This window comes from Stutzerimonas kirkiae (assembly GCF_004327335.1).
Classification (GTDB): domain Bacteria; phylum Pseudomonadota; class Gammaproteobacteria; order Pseudomonadales; family Pseudomonadaceae; genus Stutzerimonas; species Stutzerimonas kirkiae.
Genome location: NZ_QJUO01000005.1, coordinates 101,798 through 117,659, shown reverse-complemented (window position 1 = coordinate 117,659; position 15,862 = coordinate 101,798). Strand labels below are relative to the sequence as shown.

Annotated in this window: 14 protein-coding genes and 2 tRNA genes; 15 read left to right on the top strand and 1 reads right to left on the bottom strand. The window is 61.8% G+C overall.

Translation table 11 applies throughout. The annotated features are described in order from the left end of the window. Positions 1-27: 27 nt before the first annotated feature. Positions 28-339 carry a ribosome assembly RNA-binding protein YhbY gene (gene yhbY / locus DNJ95_RS05055; RefSeq protein WP_131183635.1) on the bottom strand — a complete coding sequence of 104 codons (312 nt, stop codon included), beginning with the start codon at positions 337-339 and terminating at the stop codon, positions 28-30. Between the two features lie 86 nt (positions 340-425). On the opposite strand from yhbY, the gene rlmE reads away from it, so the two are divergent. The 15 genes from rlmE to pnp all read left to right on the top strand — a co-directional run bounded on the left by rlmE (position 426) and on the right by pnp (position 15,628). Beyond that, positions 426-1,049 carry a 23S rRNA (uridine(2552)-2'-O)-methyltransferase RlmE gene (rlmE, locus tag DNJ95_RS05050; RefSeq protein WP_131183634.1) on the top strand — a complete coding sequence of 208 codons (624 nt, stop codon included), beginning with the start codon at positions 426-428 and terminating at the stop codon, positions 1,047-1,049. Positions 1,050-1,269: 220 nt separating this feature from the next. Then, positions 1,270-3,183 carry an ATP-dependent zinc metalloprotease FtsH gene (gene ftsH, locus DNJ95_RS05045; protein WP_131183671.1) on the top strand — a complete coding sequence of 638 codons (1,914 nt, stop codon included), beginning with the start codon at positions 1,270-1,272 and terminating at the stop codon, positions 3,181-3,183. A 47-nt stretch (positions 3,184-3,230) separates the two neighbouring features. Continuing rightward, positions 3,231-4,082, top strand: coding sequence for a dihydropteroate synthase (folP, locus tag DNJ95_RS05040; protein ID WP_131183633.1), 852 nt, complete (start codon positions 3,231-3,233; stop codon positions 4,080-4,082). 13 nt (positions 4,083-4,095) lie between these two features. Then, entirely contained in the window at positions 4,096-5,433 is a 1,338-nt protein-coding gene (gene glmM, locus DNJ95_RS05035) for a phosphoglucosamine mutase (protein WP_131183632.1), read from the top strand. Positions 5,434-5,499: 66 nt separating this feature from the next. Next, complete coding sequence (gene tpiA / locus DNJ95_RS05030; protein ID WP_131183631.1) at positions 5,500-6,255, top strand: triose-phosphate isomerase; 756 nt, start codon at positions 5,500-5,502, stop codon at positions 6,253-6,255. Positions 6,256-6,259: 4 nt separating this feature from the next. Beyond that, positions 6,260-6,640, top strand: a complete 381-nt coding sequence (gene secG, locus DNJ95_RS05025; protein WP_131183630.1) for a preprotein translocase subunit SecG — start codon at positions 6,260-6,262, stop codon at positions 6,638-6,640. A 7-nt stretch (positions 6,641-6,647) separates the two neighbouring features. Next, positions 6,648-6,733, top strand: a tRNA-Leu gene (locus DNJ95_RS05020). 90 nt (positions 6,734-6,823) lie between these two features. After that, a tRNA-Met gene (locus DNJ95_RS05015) sits at positions 6,824-6,900 on the top strand. 125 nt (positions 6,901-7,025) lie between these two features. Continuing rightward, a complete protein-coding gene (gene rimP / locus DNJ95_RS05010) occupies positions 7,026-7,484 on the top strand; it encodes a ribosome maturation factor RimP (RefSeq protein ID WP_131183629.1) in 459 nt (152 codons plus the stop codon). 46 nt (positions 7,485-7,530) lie between these two features. Further along, positions 7,531-9,012 (top strand): transcription termination factor NusA, encoded by a 1,482-nt coding sequence (gene nusA, locus DNJ95_RS05005; RefSeq protein ID WP_131183628.1) that lies wholly within the window; start codon positions 7,531-7,533, stop codon positions 9,010-9,012. A gap of 28 nt (positions 9,013-9,040) precedes the next feature. Beyond that, complete coding sequence (infB, locus tag DNJ95_RS05000; protein WP_131183627.1) at positions 9,041-11,521, top strand: translation initiation factor IF-2; 2,481 nt, start codon at positions 9,041-9,043, stop codon at positions 11,519-11,521. Positions 11,522-11,656: 135 nt separating this feature from the next. Continuing rightward, a complete protein-coding gene (gene rbfA, locus DNJ95_RS04995; RefSeq protein ID WP_131183626.1) occupies positions 11,657-12,055 on the top strand; it encodes a 30S ribosome-binding factor RbfA in 399 nt (132 codons plus the stop codon). 3 nt (positions 12,056-12,058) lie between these two features. Continuing rightward, positions 12,059-12,976, top strand: coding sequence for a tRNA pseudouridine(55) synthase TruB (gene truB / locus DNJ95_RS04990; protein WP_131183625.1), 918 nt, complete (start codon positions 12,059-12,061; stop codon positions 12,974-12,976). A gap of 117 nt (positions 12,977-13,093) precedes the next feature. Continuing rightward, the gene (rpsO, locus tag DNJ95_RS04985) at positions 13,094-13,363 is read left to right on the top strand and encodes a 30S ribosomal protein S15 (RefSeq protein ID WP_131183624.1); all 270 of its coding nucleotides are present in this window, start codon (positions 13,094-13,096) and stop codon (positions 13,361-13,363) included. A gap of 162 nt (positions 13,364-13,525) precedes the next feature. Continuing rightward, on the top strand, positions 13,526-15,628 hold the full coding sequence (gene pnp, locus DNJ95_RS04980; RefSeq protein WP_131183623.1) for a polyribonucleotide nucleotidyltransferase: 2,103 nt from the start codon (positions 13,526-13,528) through the stop codon (positions 15,626-15,628). Positions 15,629-15,862 lie beyond the last annotated feature (234 nt).

The window sequence follows — 15,862 nt, the reverse complement described above, 5'->3', positions numbered from 1 at the left end:
CGGCTTCATGCCTGAACGCTTGAAGCTTCAGCCCTGGAATCGACTGATATTGGACAGTTGCCGGTTGGCCTTGGGGTTGCGGCGATAGACCAGCGCCACCTTGCCGATGCTTTGCACCAGTTCGCAGCCGGCGCTGGCGCACAACTGTGCGATCACCGCCTGGCGGTCTTCGCGTTCGTTCAGGCGCAGTTGTACCTTGATCAACTCATGGTCGTTCAGGGCGCGCTCCAGTTCGGCCAGCACACCTTCGCTGAGGCCGTTCTCGGCGATGATCAGCACGGGCTTGAGGTGGTGGCCAATGGATTTGTAGTGTTTCTTCTGCTCGTTGTTGAGCGGCATAATTCGACCCTTTGCGTCGGAACCCTTGAAAAAGTCGGCTAGTGTAACCGAGAGACTCCGGGCCGCACAGACTATGAGGTAACAGCTTGGCACGCTCCAAGACCAGCTCCCGTTGGCTGAAAGAACATTTCGACGACCCCTATGTGAAGATGGCGCAACGCGATGGCTATCGCTCGCGGGCCAGCTACAAGCTGCTGGAGCTGCAGGAGCGGGATCGCCTGCTGCGCCCCGGCATGACGGTGGTCGACCTCGGCGCCGCGCCGGGCGGCTGGTCGCAGGTGACCAGCCGGGTGATCGGCGACAAGGGGCGGCTGATCGCCTCGGACATCCTGGAGATGGACAGCATTGCCGATGTCACCTTCATTCAGGGGGATTTCACCGAGGATGCGGTGTTCGCACGGATTCTCGAGGCCATCGGCGAGAGCCCGGTGGACCTTGTGATTTCCGATATGGCCCCCAATATGAGTGGGGTGCGCGCAGCGGATCAGGCCAAGGCGATGTTTCTCTGTGAGCTGGCGCTTGATCTGGCCACCCGGGTGCTGCGCCCGGGCGGGGATTTCCTGATCAAGATATTCCAGGGGGAGGGGTTCGATGCCTATCTCCGGGACGTACGGCAGCGCTTCGAAAAGGTACAGATGCGCAAGCCATTGTCGTCCCGTGATCGCTCCCGTGAGCAGTATCTGCTCGGGCGGGGTTTCAAGGGCGACTAGAACCCGTCGCCGGCATTGTAGGTCCTATGTTCGACGGGTTCGAGCGCGGTCCTGGAAAAAGCTTTCAATGGCCCGCCGACGGGCTATGATCTTCATATGGGGTTACAGACGACTTGTGCCTGAGGGTGTTCGTTGTGTAGTAACTTAGGCCGTACAAGCTGTTGGCCGTCATGCACTCCGCTCGGGCGGGGCGCTCCAGAGGGTAGTTAATTTGAACGATATGGCAAAAAACCTGATCCTGTGGCTGATCATCGCCGCCGTACTGGTCACGGTGATGAACAATTTCTCCAGCCCGAACGAGCCGCAGACGCTCAACTATTCGGACTTCATCTCGCAGGTCAAGGAAGGGCGCGTCGATCGCGTCACCGTCGATGGCTATGTGATCACCGGGCGTCGGGCCGACGGCGATACCTTCAAGACCATCCGTCCGGCGATACAGGACAATGGCCTGATCGGCGACCTGATCGACAACAACGTGGTGATCGAAGGCAAGCAGCCGGAACAGCAGAGCATCTGGACGCAACTGCTGGTGGCCAGCTTCCCGATCCTGGTGATCATTGCCGTATTCATGTTCTTCATGCGCCAGATGCAGGGCGGCGCGGGCGGCAAGGGCGGCCCGATGAGTTTCGGCAAGTCCAAGGCGCGCCTGCTTTCGGAAGATCAGGTCAAGACCACCTTCGCCGATGTCGCCGGTTGCGACGAGGCCAAGGAAGAAGTCAGCGAACTGGTCGAGTTCCTGCGCGACCCCGGCAAGTTCCAGCGCCTGGGCGGGCGTATCCCGCGTGGCGTACTGATGGTCGGCTCGCCCGGTACCGGCAAGACGCTGCTGGCCAAGGCTGTCGCCGGCGAAGCCAAGGTGCCGTTCTTCACCATTTCCGGTTCCGATTTCGTCGAGATGTTCGTCGGCGTCGGTGCCAGCCGTGTGCGTGACATGTTCGACCAGGCCAAGAAGCACGCGCCTTGCATCATCTTCATCGACGAGATCGACGCGGTCGGTCGCCACCGTGGCGCTGGCCTGGGTGGCGGGCATGACGAGCGCGAGCAGACCCTCAACCAGTTGCTGGTGGAGATGGACGGTTTCGAGATGAACGATGGCATCATCGTCATCGCCGCCACCAACCGCCCCGACGTGCTCGACCCGGCGCTGCTGCGTCCCGGTCGCTTCGATCGCCAGGTGGTGGTCGGCCTGCCGGACATCCGTGGCCGCGAGCAGATCCTCAAGGTGCATATGCGCAAGGTGCCGCTCGGCGAGAATGTCGAGCCGGCGGTGATCGCCCGTGGCACGCCGGGCTTCTCCGGCGCCGACCTGGCCAACCTGGTCAACGAGGCGTCGCTGTTCGCCGCGCGCTCCGGCAAGCGCCTGGTGGAAATGAAGGAGTTCGAGCTGGCCAAGGACAAGATCATGATGGGCGCCGAGCGCAAGACCATGGTCATGTCCGAGAAGGAAAAGCTCAATACAGCCTTTCACGAAGCGGGGCACGCCATCGTCGGGCGGCTGGTGCCCGAGCACGATCCGGTCTACAAGGTTTCCATCATCCCGCGTGGGCGTGCCTTGGGCGTGACCATGTTCCTGCCCGAAGAAGATCGTTACAGCCTGTCCAAGCGCGCGCTGATCAGCCAGATCTGCTCGCTGTTCGGTGGGCGTATCGCCGAAGAGATGACCCTGGGTTTCGAAGGGGTCACCACGGGTGCTTCCAACGACATCATGCGTGCCACGCAACTGGCGCGGAACATGGTGACCAAGTGGGGGCTCTCGGAGAAGCTCGGGCCGCTCATGTATGCCGAGGAGGAGGGTGAAGTGTTCCTCGGACGTAGCGCGGGCAGCCAGGCGGCCAACGTCTCGGGCGAGACGGCCAAGCTGATCGATGAGGAAATCCGCAGCATCATCGACCAGTGCTATGGCACCGCCAAGCAGATCCTGGTGGATAACCGCGACAAGCTGGATGCCATGGCCGAAGCGCTGATGAAGTATGAAACCATCGACGCCGCACAGATCGACGACATCATGGCGGGGCGTGAGGTGCGCGAGCCGCGTGACTGGGATGGCGATGCGGGCGCTTCGGGCACACCGCCCGTGCAGCCGCAGGAACCTCGTCCCGACGCTCCGATCGGCGGGCCTGCCGGCGAGCATTGAGTGGCACCTCGGCCAGTCGCCCGACTGGCCGCTAGTAAGGTCTGTAGATGACAGAAGTCCCATGTTCGTCCCGGCTGGCCTTTGGCGGCCGGATTCTCGACCTGTCCCGTCCGCATGTGATGGGCATCCTCAACGTGACGCCTGACTCCTTTTCCGATGGTGGTCGTTTCGCCGCGCGCGATGCGGCCCTGCGCCATGCGCAGTCGATGGTGGAGGCGGGAGCCACCTTCATCGACGTGGGCGGCGAGTCGACCCGGCCGGGTGCGCGCCCGGTTTCTCCCACCGAGGAGCTGGAGCGGGTGGCCCCCGTGGTCGAGGCGATCGGGCGGGAGCTGGACGTGGTGGTGTCGGTCGATACCTCGACTCCGGCGGTCATGCGCGAGAGTGCGCGACTTGGTGCCGGCCTGCTCAATGATGTGCGTTCGCTCCGCCGTGACGGTGCGCTGGATGCCGCTGCCGCGACCGGCCTGCCTGTCTGCCTGATGCATATGCTTGGCGAGCCGGGCGATATGCAGGACGATCCCTGCTATCGGGATGTCACCGACGAGGTGGCGTCATTCCTGCGCGAGCGCATGAAGGCTTGCGAGTCGGCGGGAATTCCCGCGCAGAAGATTCTGCTCGATCCCGGTTTCGGTTTCGCCAAGACGCTCGAACATAATCTGAGCCTGTTCAAGCACCTCGAGCGCCTGCATGAGCTGGCCCGGCCTCTTCTGGTCGGTGTCTCGCGCAAGAGCATGATCGGCCGGACGCTGGGGCGGGATGTGCATGAGCGCTTGCCGGGGAGCCTGGCGCTGGCGGCCCTGGCGGTGGCCAAGGGGGCCAGTATCGTGCGTGTGCACGATGTCGCCGAAACGGCGGATGTGGTCCGCATGATTGCCGCGGTAATGGCGGCGGAATAAGGAAAGTCTTTCCATGACTAGAAAATACTTCGGCACCGATGGCATTCGTGGCCATGTCGGTCAGTTTCCGATTACCCCCGATTTCATGCTCAGGCTGGGCTGGGCGGCGGGAATGGCTTTCCGCAAGCAGGGCAAGAGCCGCATCCTGATCGGCAAGGACACACGGATATCCGGCTATATGTTCGAGTCGGCGCTACAGGCGGGATTGTCGGCGGCGGGTGCCGATATCCTGCTGCTGGGGCCGATGCCGACCCCGGCCATCGCCTACCTGACGCGTACTTTCCATGCCGATGCCGGGATCGTCATCAGTGCTTCGCACAACCCGCATCATGACAATGGCATCAAGTTCTTCTCGGGCCGGGGCACCAAGTTGCCCGATGAGGTCGAGTTGATGATCGAGGAACTGCTGGATGCGCCCATGACGGTGGTGGATTCGGCGCACCTGGGCAAGGCTTCGCGGATCAATGACGCGGCGGGACGCTATATCGAGTTCTGCAAGAGCAGCGTGCCCAGCAGTACGGACTTCTCGGGGCTCAAGCTGGTGCTGGATTGCGCCCATGGCGCGACCTACAAGGTGGCGCCCAGCGTGTTTCGCGAACTGGGTGCCGAGGTCCTGGTGACGGCGGCGGAGCCGGATGGCCTGAACATCAATGCCGGTGTCGGTTCGACCCATATGGGGCATCTGCAGAAGGCCGTGATCGAGCAGGGTGCCGACCTCGGGATCGCCTTCGATGGCGATGGCGACCGGGTGCTGATGGTCGATCATACCGGCACGGTGGTCGATGGCGACGAGTTGCTGTACATCATCGCCACCGACCTGCAGGAGCGCGATTGTCTGCCGGGCGGGGTGGTCGGCACCCTGATGAGTAACCTGGGGCTGGAGCTGGCGCTCAAGGCGTGCGGCATCCCCTTCGCGCGCGCTGGCGTCGGTGACCGCTATGTGGTGGCTGAGATGCTGGAGCGTGACTGGGTGCTCGGCGGCGAGAATTCCGGGCATGTCATCTGTGCGCAGCACACCACCACCGGGGATGCGATCATTGCAGCCTTGCAGGTGCTGCTGGCGTTGCGCCGTCGCGGGCAGAGCCTGGCCCGGGAACGGCTGGCCTGGCACAAGTGCCCGCAAGTGTTGATCAATGTGCGTTTTTCCGGGGATCTGGACCCGGTGAATCACCCTGATGTGCGGGCGGCTTGCGATCAGGTCACGGAAAGCATGGCGGGGCGTGGTCGTGTGCTCTTGCGCAAGTCGGGGACCGAGCCCCTGGTAAGGGTGATGGTCGAGGGCGATGACGAGGCTCTGGTGCGGGCTCATGCCGAGCATCTGGCACGTATCGTCGGTGAAATTTGTTCGTGATTGCCGCTTGCCAGCCTGGAGTCTCTTGAGTACCATCTGCGCCCACTTTGACCGACGAGGTAAAGCATGCGTCGCCCATTGGTAGCTGGTAACTGGAAGATGAACGGTACCCGCTCTAGCGTCGCAGAGTTGACTCGAGATCTGGTGCGGCAAGTGTTGCCAGGGTCGGTGGATGTCGCGGTTTTTCCATCGCTCATCCACTTGGACATGGCCATGCATGCTTTGGCGTCCGGTTCGATCTCCGTAGGTGCGCAGAATTGCGCCGAGGAGTCCGGGCAGGGTGCGTTGACAGGCGAGGTCAGTGGCGGGCAGTTGGCCGAGTTCGGCTGCCGGTGGGTGCTTGTCGGGCATTCCGAGCGTCGCCTGGTGATGGGCGAGAGTGATGCGGTGGTCAGTCGGAAGTTCGCGACAGTCCTGGCGAGTGGCATGAGTCCTGTCCTTTGTCTTGGCGAAACGCTCGAGCAGCGGCGTAGCGGAAAGACGCTGGAGGTGGTGCTGGGGCAGTTGTGTCGCATCATCGAGGATCACGGTGTTGCGGTCTTCGCCAATGCGGTGATCGCTTATGAGCCTGTCTGGGCGATAGGTACTGGCCTGACGGCAACGCCTGGGCAGGCGCAGGAAGTCCATGCGGCGATTCGCGGGTATCTGGCGAACGAAGATGCCGCAGTGGCAGAAATTGCACGGCTTCTTTACGGTGGTAGCGTAAAGGCCGAGAATGCCGCCGAGCTTTTTGCGATGGCGGATATCGATGGGGGGCTCATAGGTGGAGCCTCTCTGAAAGCGGATGAATTCGGCGCGATCTGTCGTGCCGCAGGGAACTGATCAGATGTTGCAGACTGTCGTTATCGTGGTGCATCTGCTGGTTGCCGTTGGTGTGGTTGCATTGGTGCTGCTGCAGCAGGGTAAGGGCGCTGATGCGGGGGCTTCCTTTGGTGCGGGTGCATCGGGAACTGTGTTCGGAAGCCAGGGTTCCGCTACCTTTTTGAGTCGGCTTACTGCTATACTAGCCGCCGTTTTTTTCGTCACCAGTCTTGGCTTGGCGTTTTTCGCAAGCGAGCAGGCGGATCGCCTGTCCCAGGCTGGCTTGCCCGATCCGGCGGTGCTCGAGGTTCCCTCTGCCGCCCCGGTGGTTGATGATGTTCCTGTTCTCGAAGGCAGCCAGGCTGGCGGCGAGCAGGACGTTCCTCAAGTGGATGAGGTGAAGTAAGGTTTTTGCCGAGGTGGTGGAATTGGTAGACACGCTACCTTGAGGTGGTAGTGGCCATAGGCTGTAGGGGTTCGAGTCCCCTCCTCGGTACCAAACAAGCAAGCCCGCCTAGTGCGGGTTTTCTTGTTTATGGGCTTTATTGATTTCTGGAGGCTTTGGTTGTACCATTTGCGCCCAGTTTGTCGCGGGGTGGAGCAGTCTGGTAGCTCGTCGGGCTCATAACCCGAAGGTCGTTGGTTCAAATCCAGCCCCCGCAACCAGTTGATAAAGGCCCCCTACGAGGGGTTTTTTATTGGCTAGAGCCAGGTCGCCGGCGTTTACAGGCGGTTCAATGGATGGGCGTTTCGCCCATTTTTCATTTATACGGCATGCACGAGGGACTTCGATGTCGAGCAAGCTAGAACAGTTGCAGGCCTTGTTGGCCCCGGTGGTCGAGGCACTTGGTTTCCAGTGCTGGGGCGTGGAGTTCATTTCCCAGGGGCGGCATTCCCTGCTGCGGGTCTATATCGAGCACGAGAACGGCATTCTGGTGGACGACTGTGAAAAGGTCAGTCGTCAGCTCAGCGGTGTGCTGGATGTCGAGGACCCGATCAGTACCGATTACACTCTGGAGGTTTCCTCTCCAGGTATGGACAGGCCTCTGTTCACGCTGGAGCAGTACGCTGCGTATATCGGCGAGCAGGTCAAGATCAAACTACGCTCCCCCTATGAGGGGCGGCGAAATTTCCAGGGTCTTCTGCGCGGTGTGGAAGAGCAGGACGTTGTCGTCCAGGTCGATGAGCACGAGTATCTGTTGCCGCTCGACCTGATCGACAAGGGCAATATCATTCCCCGTTTCGAATGAAGCGGAATCCGCGGACCCCAATGGATTGCGAAAGGCGAGGCGTACGATGAGCAAAGAAGTACTGCTGGTTGTGGAGTCGGTGTCCAATGAAAAGGGCGTACCGGCCGGTGTGATCTTCGAGGCGCTGGAGCTTGCTCTGGCTACCGCCACGAAGAAGCGTTATGACGATGAAGTCGAGTTGCGGGTGGAGATCAATCGCCAGACCGGCAACTATGACAGCTTCCGTCGCTGGACCGTGGTCGAGGACGAGGCGCTGGAGAATCCCTCCGCCGAACTGACCCTCGAACAGGCGTGCGAGAAAAAGGCGGATGCCGCCATCGGCGAGGTCATCGAAGAGAAGATCGACTCGATCGAGTTCGGCCGCATCGCGGCCCAGACCGCCAAGCAGGTGATCGTGCAGAAGGTCCGTGAAGCCGAGCGCGCCCAGGTGGTCGAGGCCTATCGCGATCGGCTGGGTGAGATCATCTCCGGGACCGTGAAGAAGGTCACCCGCGACAGCGTGATCGTCGACCTCGGCAACAATGCCGAAGCCGTTCTCGCCCGCGAGGACATCATCGCTCGCGAGACCTTCCGCGTCGGCGCGCGTGTGCGTGCCCTGCTCAAGGAAATCCGCACCGAAAACCGTGGCCCGCAGCTTATCCTTTCGCGTACCGCGCCGCAGATGCTGATCGAGCTGTTCCGTATCGAAGTGCCGGAAATCGCCGAAGGGCTGATCGAGGTCAAGGGCGCTTCCCGCGATCCGGGCTCCCGCGCCAAGATAGCCGTGCGTTCCAAGGACAAGCGTATCGACCCGCAAGGCGCCTGTATCGGCATGCGTGGCTCGCGGGTCCAGGCCGTTTCCGGGGAGATCGGTGGCGAGCGTGTCGATATCGTGCTGTGGGACGAGAACCCTGCGCAGTTCGTCATCAATGCCATGGCGCCCGCCGAAGTCGCGGCGATCATCGTCGATGAAGATGCCAATGCAATGGACATCGCGGTGGCCGAGGACAACCTGGCACAGGCCATCGGTCGTGGTGGCCAGAACGTGCGGCTGGCCAGCCAGTTGACCGGCTGGACGCTCAATGTGATGACGGAGGCCGACATTCAGGCCAAGCAGCAGGAAGAAACCGGCGACATCCTGCGCAATTTCATCGATGAACTGGATGTCGACGAAGAGCTGGCACAGGTTCTGGTCGAGGAAGGTTTTACCACGCTGGAAGAAATCGCCTATGTGCCGATGGAGGAAATGCTTGGCATCGAAGGTTTCGACGAGGATATCGTCAACGAATTGCGTACGCGGGCCAAGGATCGTTTGCTGACCAAGGCTATCGCTACCGAAGAAAAGCTGGCCGATGCCCAGCCAGCCGAAGATTTGCTCGCGCTGGAAGGAATCGACAAGGAGTTGGCCGTCGAACTGGCAGTGCGGGGGGTCGTCACTCGTGAGGACCTGGCCGAGCAGTCGATCGACGATTTGCTCGATATAGACGGCATCGACCAAGAGCGTGCCGGCAAGCTGATCATGGCCGCCCGAGCCCACTGGTTCGAGTAAGCACTTAGCGGCCTGAGGAGAGAGATGCATGACGCAAGTCACGGTGAAAGAACTGGCCCAAGTGGTCGACACACCGGTCGAGCGACTGCTGCTGCAGATGCGTGAGGCAGGACTGTCGCACACCAGCGCCGAGCAAGTAGTGACCGATAGTGAGAAGCAGGCGTTGCTGGCCCACCTCAAGGGTGGGCATGGCGCCAAGACGAGCGAGCCCGGCAAGATCACGCTGCAGCGCAAGACCACCACCAAGCTGCGGGTCGCCGGTAGCAAGACCATCAGTGTGGAAGTGCGCAAGAAGAAGACCTTCGTCAAGCGCAGTCCGGAGGAGATCGAGGCCGAGAAGCAGCGTGAGCTGGAAGCCCAGCGTGCGACCGAAGAGGCCGCACGCCTGAAGGCCGAGGAAGAAGCCCGCCTGCGTGCCGAGGAAGAAGCCCGGCACAAGGCCCGGGAAGCGTCCGAATCCGTGGCCAGTGCTCCGCTCGCGACTGCCGCCGAGGTTCCGGCGGAGCCCGTGGTGGCAGCCGATGAGCGCAAGAAGGAAGAGCCGCGCAGGGTCGAGAAGGCGCGCAACGATGATGACGAACGGCGTGATCGCAAGCAGGCACAGCATCGCCCGGCGCTCAAGGCCAAGGCGCCCCTGGCGCGTACAGTGCGCACTGGCGACGACGATGCCGATGGCTTCCGTCGCGGTCGCGGCGGCAAGTCGAAGTCCGGCAAGAAGCGCAACCAGCATGGTTTCCAGAGCCCTAGCGGGCCTGTGGTGCGTGAGGTTTCCATCGGTGAGACCATCACCGTCAGCGAACTGGCGCAGCAGATGTCGGTCAAGGCGGCCGAAGTCATCAAGTTCATGTTCAAGCTTGGCTCGCCGGTCACCATCAACCAGGTACTGGATCGCGAGACTGCGCAACTGGTCGCCGAGGAGCTGGGGCACAAGGTCAAGCTGGTAAGCGACAACGCGCTGGAAGAGCAACTGGCCGAATCCCTGAAGTTCGAGGGCGAGGCGCTCTCGCGGGCGCCGGTGGTGACCGTCATGGGTCACGTCGACCACGGCAAGACCTCCCTGCTCGACTATATCCGTCGCGCCAAGGTGGCGTCCGGTGAAGCCGGCGGCATCACGCAGCATATCGGTGCCTACCACGTGGAAACCGAGCGTGGCATGGTGACTTTCCTCGACACCCCCGGCCACGCCGCGTTCACTGCGATGCGCGCACGGGGTGCCCAGGCTACCGATATCGTGATCCTGGTGGTCGCCGCGGACGATGGCGTGATGCCGCAGACCCAGGAAGCCGTGCAGCACGCGAAAGCCGCTGGCGTGCCGATCGTGGTCGCGGTGAACAAGATCGACAAGCCGGAAGCCAACCCGGACAACATCAAGAACGGCCTGGCCGCGCTCGATGTGATTCCCGAGGAGTGGGGCGGCGATGCGCCGTTCGTACACGTATCGGCCAAGGTCGGTACCGGTGTCGACGAACTGCTCGAGGCCGTGCTGCTGCAGGCCGAGGTGCTGGAGCTCAAGGCAACGCCTTCGGCCCCGGGCCGTGGGGTAGTGGTCGAGTCGCGCCTGGACAAGGGCCGTGGCCCGGTAGCCACCGTGCTGGTCCAGGACGGTACGCTGCACCAGGGCGACATGGTGCTGGTCGGCGTCAACTATGGCCGCGTGCGGGCGATGCTCGACGAGAACGGCAAGCCGGTGAAGGATGCCGGTCCGTCCATCCCGGTCGAGATCCTTGGCCTCGATGGTACGCCGGATGCCGGTGACGAACTGATCGTCGTCGCCGACGAGAAGAAGGCGCGCGAGATCGCCTTGTTCCGCCAGGGCAAGTTCCGTGAAGTGAAACTGGCCCGCGCCCATGCCGGCAAGCTGGAAAATATCTTCGAGACCATGGGGCAGGACGAGAAGAAGACCCTCAACATCGTGCTCAAGTCCGATGTACGTGGTTCTCTCGAAGCGCTGCAGGGCTCGCTGAGCGACCTGGGCAACGACGAGGTCCAGGTGCGCGTCATCGGTGGCGGTGTCGGTGGTATCACCGAGAGCGACGCCAACCTGGCACTGGCTTCCAACGCCGTGCTGTTCGGCTTCAACGTGCGGGCCGATGCCGGTGCGCGCAAGATCGTCGAGCAGGAAGGCCTGGACCTGCGCTACTACAATGTGATCTACGACATCATCGAGGACGTCAAGAAAGCCCTGTCGGGCATGCTTGGCAGCGATGTGCGCGAGAATATTCTCGGTATCGCCGAAGTGCGTGATGTGTTCCGCTCGCCGAAGTTCGGCGCGGTCGCCGGCTGCATGGTGCTCGAGGGCATGGTGCACCGCAACCGTCCGATCCGCGTGCTGCGCGACGACGTGGTCATCTTCGAGGGCGAACTCGAATCGCTGCGGCGCTTCAAGGACGACGTTGCCGAAGTGCGCGCCGGCATGGAGTGCGGTATCGGCGTGAAGAGCTACAACGACGTCAAGGTCGGCGACAAGATCGAAGTCTTCGAGAAGGTCGAAGTGGCGCGTTCGCTCTGACGAGCGGGTAGCTGCAAGCCCCAAGCGGCAAGCTTCAAGAGGTGGCATGGTCCACCGAATGGGCTTGCCGTTTGGTTTTGCGGCGAAAATTTTCTTGCAGCTTGCAGCTTGCAGCTTGCAGCTTGAGGCAGAGTTATGGCCAAAGAATACAGTCGTACCCAGCGGGTCGGCGATCAGATGCAGCGAGAGCTGGCACAACTGATCCAGCGAGAGATCAAGGACCCGCGCCTGGGGCTGGTGACCATCACGGCGGTCGAGGTCAGTCGTGATCTTTCCCATGCCAAGGTGTTCATCACGCTCATGGGGCAGGATGAGGACCAGGCGGCGATTACGGACAATCTGCGCATACTCAACGATGCCAACGGTTTTCTGCGCATGCAGTTGGGCAAACTGATGAAACTGCGTAGCGTTCCGCAGATGCACTTCCACTATGACGCCAGTATCCGCCGTGGCGCCGAGATGTATTCGTTGATCGAGCGCGCGCTGGCGGAAGATCGCAAGCGCGAAGAGCGCGACGACGACGGCAAGGAGTGAAGGGTGGCCCAGGTCAAACGTATCCGCCGCAAGGTCGACGGCGTCATCCTGCTGGACAAGCCGCGGGGCTTCACTTCCAATGCCGCGTTGCAGAAGGTGCGCTGGCTGCTGAATGCCGAGAAGGCCGGGCATACCGGCAGCCTCGATCCGCTGGCCACTGGTGTGTTACCACTGTGCTTCGGCGAGGCCACCAAGTTTTCCCAGTATCTGCTCGATGCCGACAAGGCCTATGAGACCGTGATGCAACTGGGGGTGATCACCACCACGGCGGATGCCGAGGGCGAGGTGCTGGAGCGCCGCCCGGTGAGCGTCAGCCGCGAGCAACTGGAGGCCGCACTGGTTGGCTTCCGTGGCGAAATCCAGCAGGTGCCGCCGATGTATTCGGCGCTCAAGCGCGATGGCCAGCCTCTTTACAAGCTCGCCAGGGCGGGTGAAGTAGTGGAGCGCGAGCCGCGTTCTGTTACTATTGCCCGGCTCGAATTGCTGGGGCTGGATGGTGACAAGGCTCGCCTTGGCGTTTCCTGCAGCAAGGGCACCTATATCCGCACCCTGGTCGAGGATATCGGCCAGGTGCTCGGGTGTGGCGCGCATGTCGCCGAGTTGCGCAGAACCCAGGCCGGCCCCTTCGGGCTGGAGCGGACCGTCAGCCTGGAAGAGCTGGAACGCCTGCATGGCGAGTCGGGGGCCGAGGCGCTGGATGGGTTTCTCAACCCGGTCGACAGTGGCCTGGAAGACTGGCCCGTGCTGCAGCTGTCTGAGCACAGCGCATTCTACTGGTTGCATGGGCAACCCGTGCGCGCACCCCAGGCCCCGGCCTTCGGCATGTTGCGGGTGCAGGATCAGAATGGCCGCTTCATCGGTATCGGTGAAGTGGGAGACGACGGGCGTATCGAGCCGCGTCGGCTGATTCGGTCGGAATGACCGAGACGTATCGCCAATGCTGGCGGTGCGTTACGAGGGTGGCTGTCGACAGGCACGGTCATACCTTTTACTCAACACGGGAATATGTCCCGGCCTGTTCACTTAGGAGTCCATGACATGGCACTGAGCGCTCAAGAAAAAGCCCAGATCGTTGACGAGTACAAGCAAGCCGAAGGTGATACCGGTAGCCCGGAAGTGCAGGTTGCACTGCTGACTACCAACATCAACAAGCTGCAGGAGCACTTCAAGGCCAACGGCAAGGACCACCACTCCCGTCGTGGTCTGATCCGTATGGTCAACCAGCGTCGCAAGCTGCTGGATTACCTGAAGGGCAAGGACACCACTCGTTACAGCACCCTGATCGGTCGTCTGGGTCTGCGTCGTTAAGACGCAAGCGAGCTGGAAGCTGGAAGCCGGAAGCTGGAAGCAGGACGTCGTTCTTGCTTCCAGCTTTCGGCTTTCAGCTTCAGGCTTTCTTGCAGAGGGTTGCGGGCCGATCCCCGAACGTTCTGCCGATTTCCCCAAAGGCAACAAAGAGAAGGAAAATCCGTGAATCCGGTAATCAAGAAATTCCAGTTCGGTCAATCGACCGTTACCCTCGAAACGGGCCGTGTCGCTCGCCAGGCATCCGGCGCCGTACTGGTCAGTGTCGACAACGATGTCACTGTCCTGGTCACTGTCGTGGCGGCCAAGAGCGCCGACCCGAGCAAGGGCTTTTTCCCGCTGTCGGTCCACTACCAGGAAAAAACCTACGCCGCGGGCAAGATCCCCGGTGGTTTCTTCAAGCGTGAGGCGCGTCCCTCCGAGAAAGAGACCCTGACTTCGCGTCTGATCGACCGTCCGATCCGTCCGCTGTTCCCGGAAGGTTTCCAGAACGAGGTGCAGGTCATCTGTACCGTGGTTTCCACCAGTAAGAAGACCGATCCCGACATCGCCGCGATGATCGGTACTTCCGCTGCCCTGGCGGTTTCCGGCATTCCGTTCGATGGCCCGCTGGGCGCTGCCCGCGTAGCCTTCCATCCGGAAAGCGGCTACCTGCTGAACCCCAGCTACGAGCAGCTCAAGGCTTCCAGCCTGGACATGGTGGTGGCAGGTACCCAGGACGCGGTACTGATGGTCGAGTCGGAAGCCAAGGAGCTGACCGAAGACCAGATGCTGGGCGCCGTACTGTTCGCCCACCAGGAGTTCCAGACCGTTATCCAGGCCGTCAAGGAGTTCGCCGCCGAGGCTGGCAAGCCGGCCTGGGACTGGCAGGCGCCGCAAGCCAACGACGTGCTGCTGGGTGCCATCCGCAGCCAGTTCGGCGAGGCCATCAGCCAGGCCTACACCATCACCATCAAGCAGGACCGCTACAACCGCCTGGACGAGCTGCGCGACCAGGTGATCGCTGTCCTGGCCGGCGAAGGCCAGTTCTCCGCAGACGAGGTCAAGTCCGCCTTCGGCGAGATCGAATACCGCACCGTGCGCGAGAATATCGTCAACGGCAAGCCGCGTATCGATGGCCGCGACACCCGCACCGTGCGCCCGCTGGCCATCGAAGTCGGCGTGCTGGACCGTACCCACGGTTCCGCGCTGTTCACCCGTGGTGAAACCCAGGCCCTGGTGGTCGCCACTCTCGGCACCGCGCGTGACGCGCAGTTGCTCGATACCCTGGAAGGCGAGAAGAAAGACCCCTTCCTGCTGCACTACAACTTCCCGCCCTACTCGGTGGGCGAGTGTGGCCGCATGGGCGCCACCGGCCGTCGCGAAATCGGCCATGGCCGCCTGGCCCGCCGTGGCGTCGCCGCCATGCTGCCGAGCGCCGACGAGTTCCCCTATACCATCCGCGTGGTTTCGGAGATCACCGAATCCAACGGTTCCAGTTCGATGGCTTCGGTCTGCGGCGCTTCCCTGGCGCTGATGGACGCCGGTGTGCCGTTGAAGGCGCCGGTGGCGGGTATCGCCATGGGTCTGGTCAAGGAAGGCGAGAAGTTCGCCGTGCTGACCGACATCCTCGGTGACGAAGACCACCTGGGCGACATGGACTTCAAAGTGGCCGGTACCGCCAAGGGCGTCACCGCGCTGCAGATGGACATCAAGATCCAGGGCATCACCGAAGAGATCATGGAAATCGCCCTGAATCAGGCGCTGGAAGCGCGCCTGAACATTCTTGGGCAGATGAACCAGGTCATTGCCGAGTCGCGCAGCGAACTGTCGGCCAATGCCCCGACCATGATTTCGATGAAGATCGACCAGGACAAGATTCGCGACGTGATCGGCAAGGGTGGCGCCACCATCCGTTCCATCTGCGAAGAAACCAAGGCCTCGATCGACATCGAGGACGACGGCTCGATCAAGATCTTCGGCGAAACCAAGGAAGCCGCCGAGGCTGCCAAGCAGCGCGTGCTGTCCATCACCGCAGAGGCCGAGATCGGCAAGATCTATATCGGCAAGGTCGAGCGCATCGTCGACTTCGGTGCCTTCGTCAACATCCTGCCCGGCAAGGATGGCCTGGTGCATATCTCGATGCTGAGCGATCAGCGTGTCGAGAAGGTCACCGACATCCTCAAGGAAGGCCAGGAGATCGAAGTGCTGGTGCTGGATGTGGACAACCGTGGCCGCATCAAGCTGTCGATCAAGGATGTCGCTGCCGCCAAGGCATCCGGCGCCTGAGTCGCCTGTAAGTGAAGAAAAGGCCCTGCGGGGCCTTTTCTTTTATCCGTGCTTGCGTTCGTTGCCGCGGCCGGACTTGACCCTTGTGTGGGGTTCCACTGGAGCAATGCCTGAATTTACCCACCTGATCCTTGATCTCTATTGCAAGTTGCATGGTAGCTGCAGTGCATAACGTGCAGAGTGCATGTGCGATGCTCGGTGTTTTTTTATTAACTATATGATATTAAAGGGTTT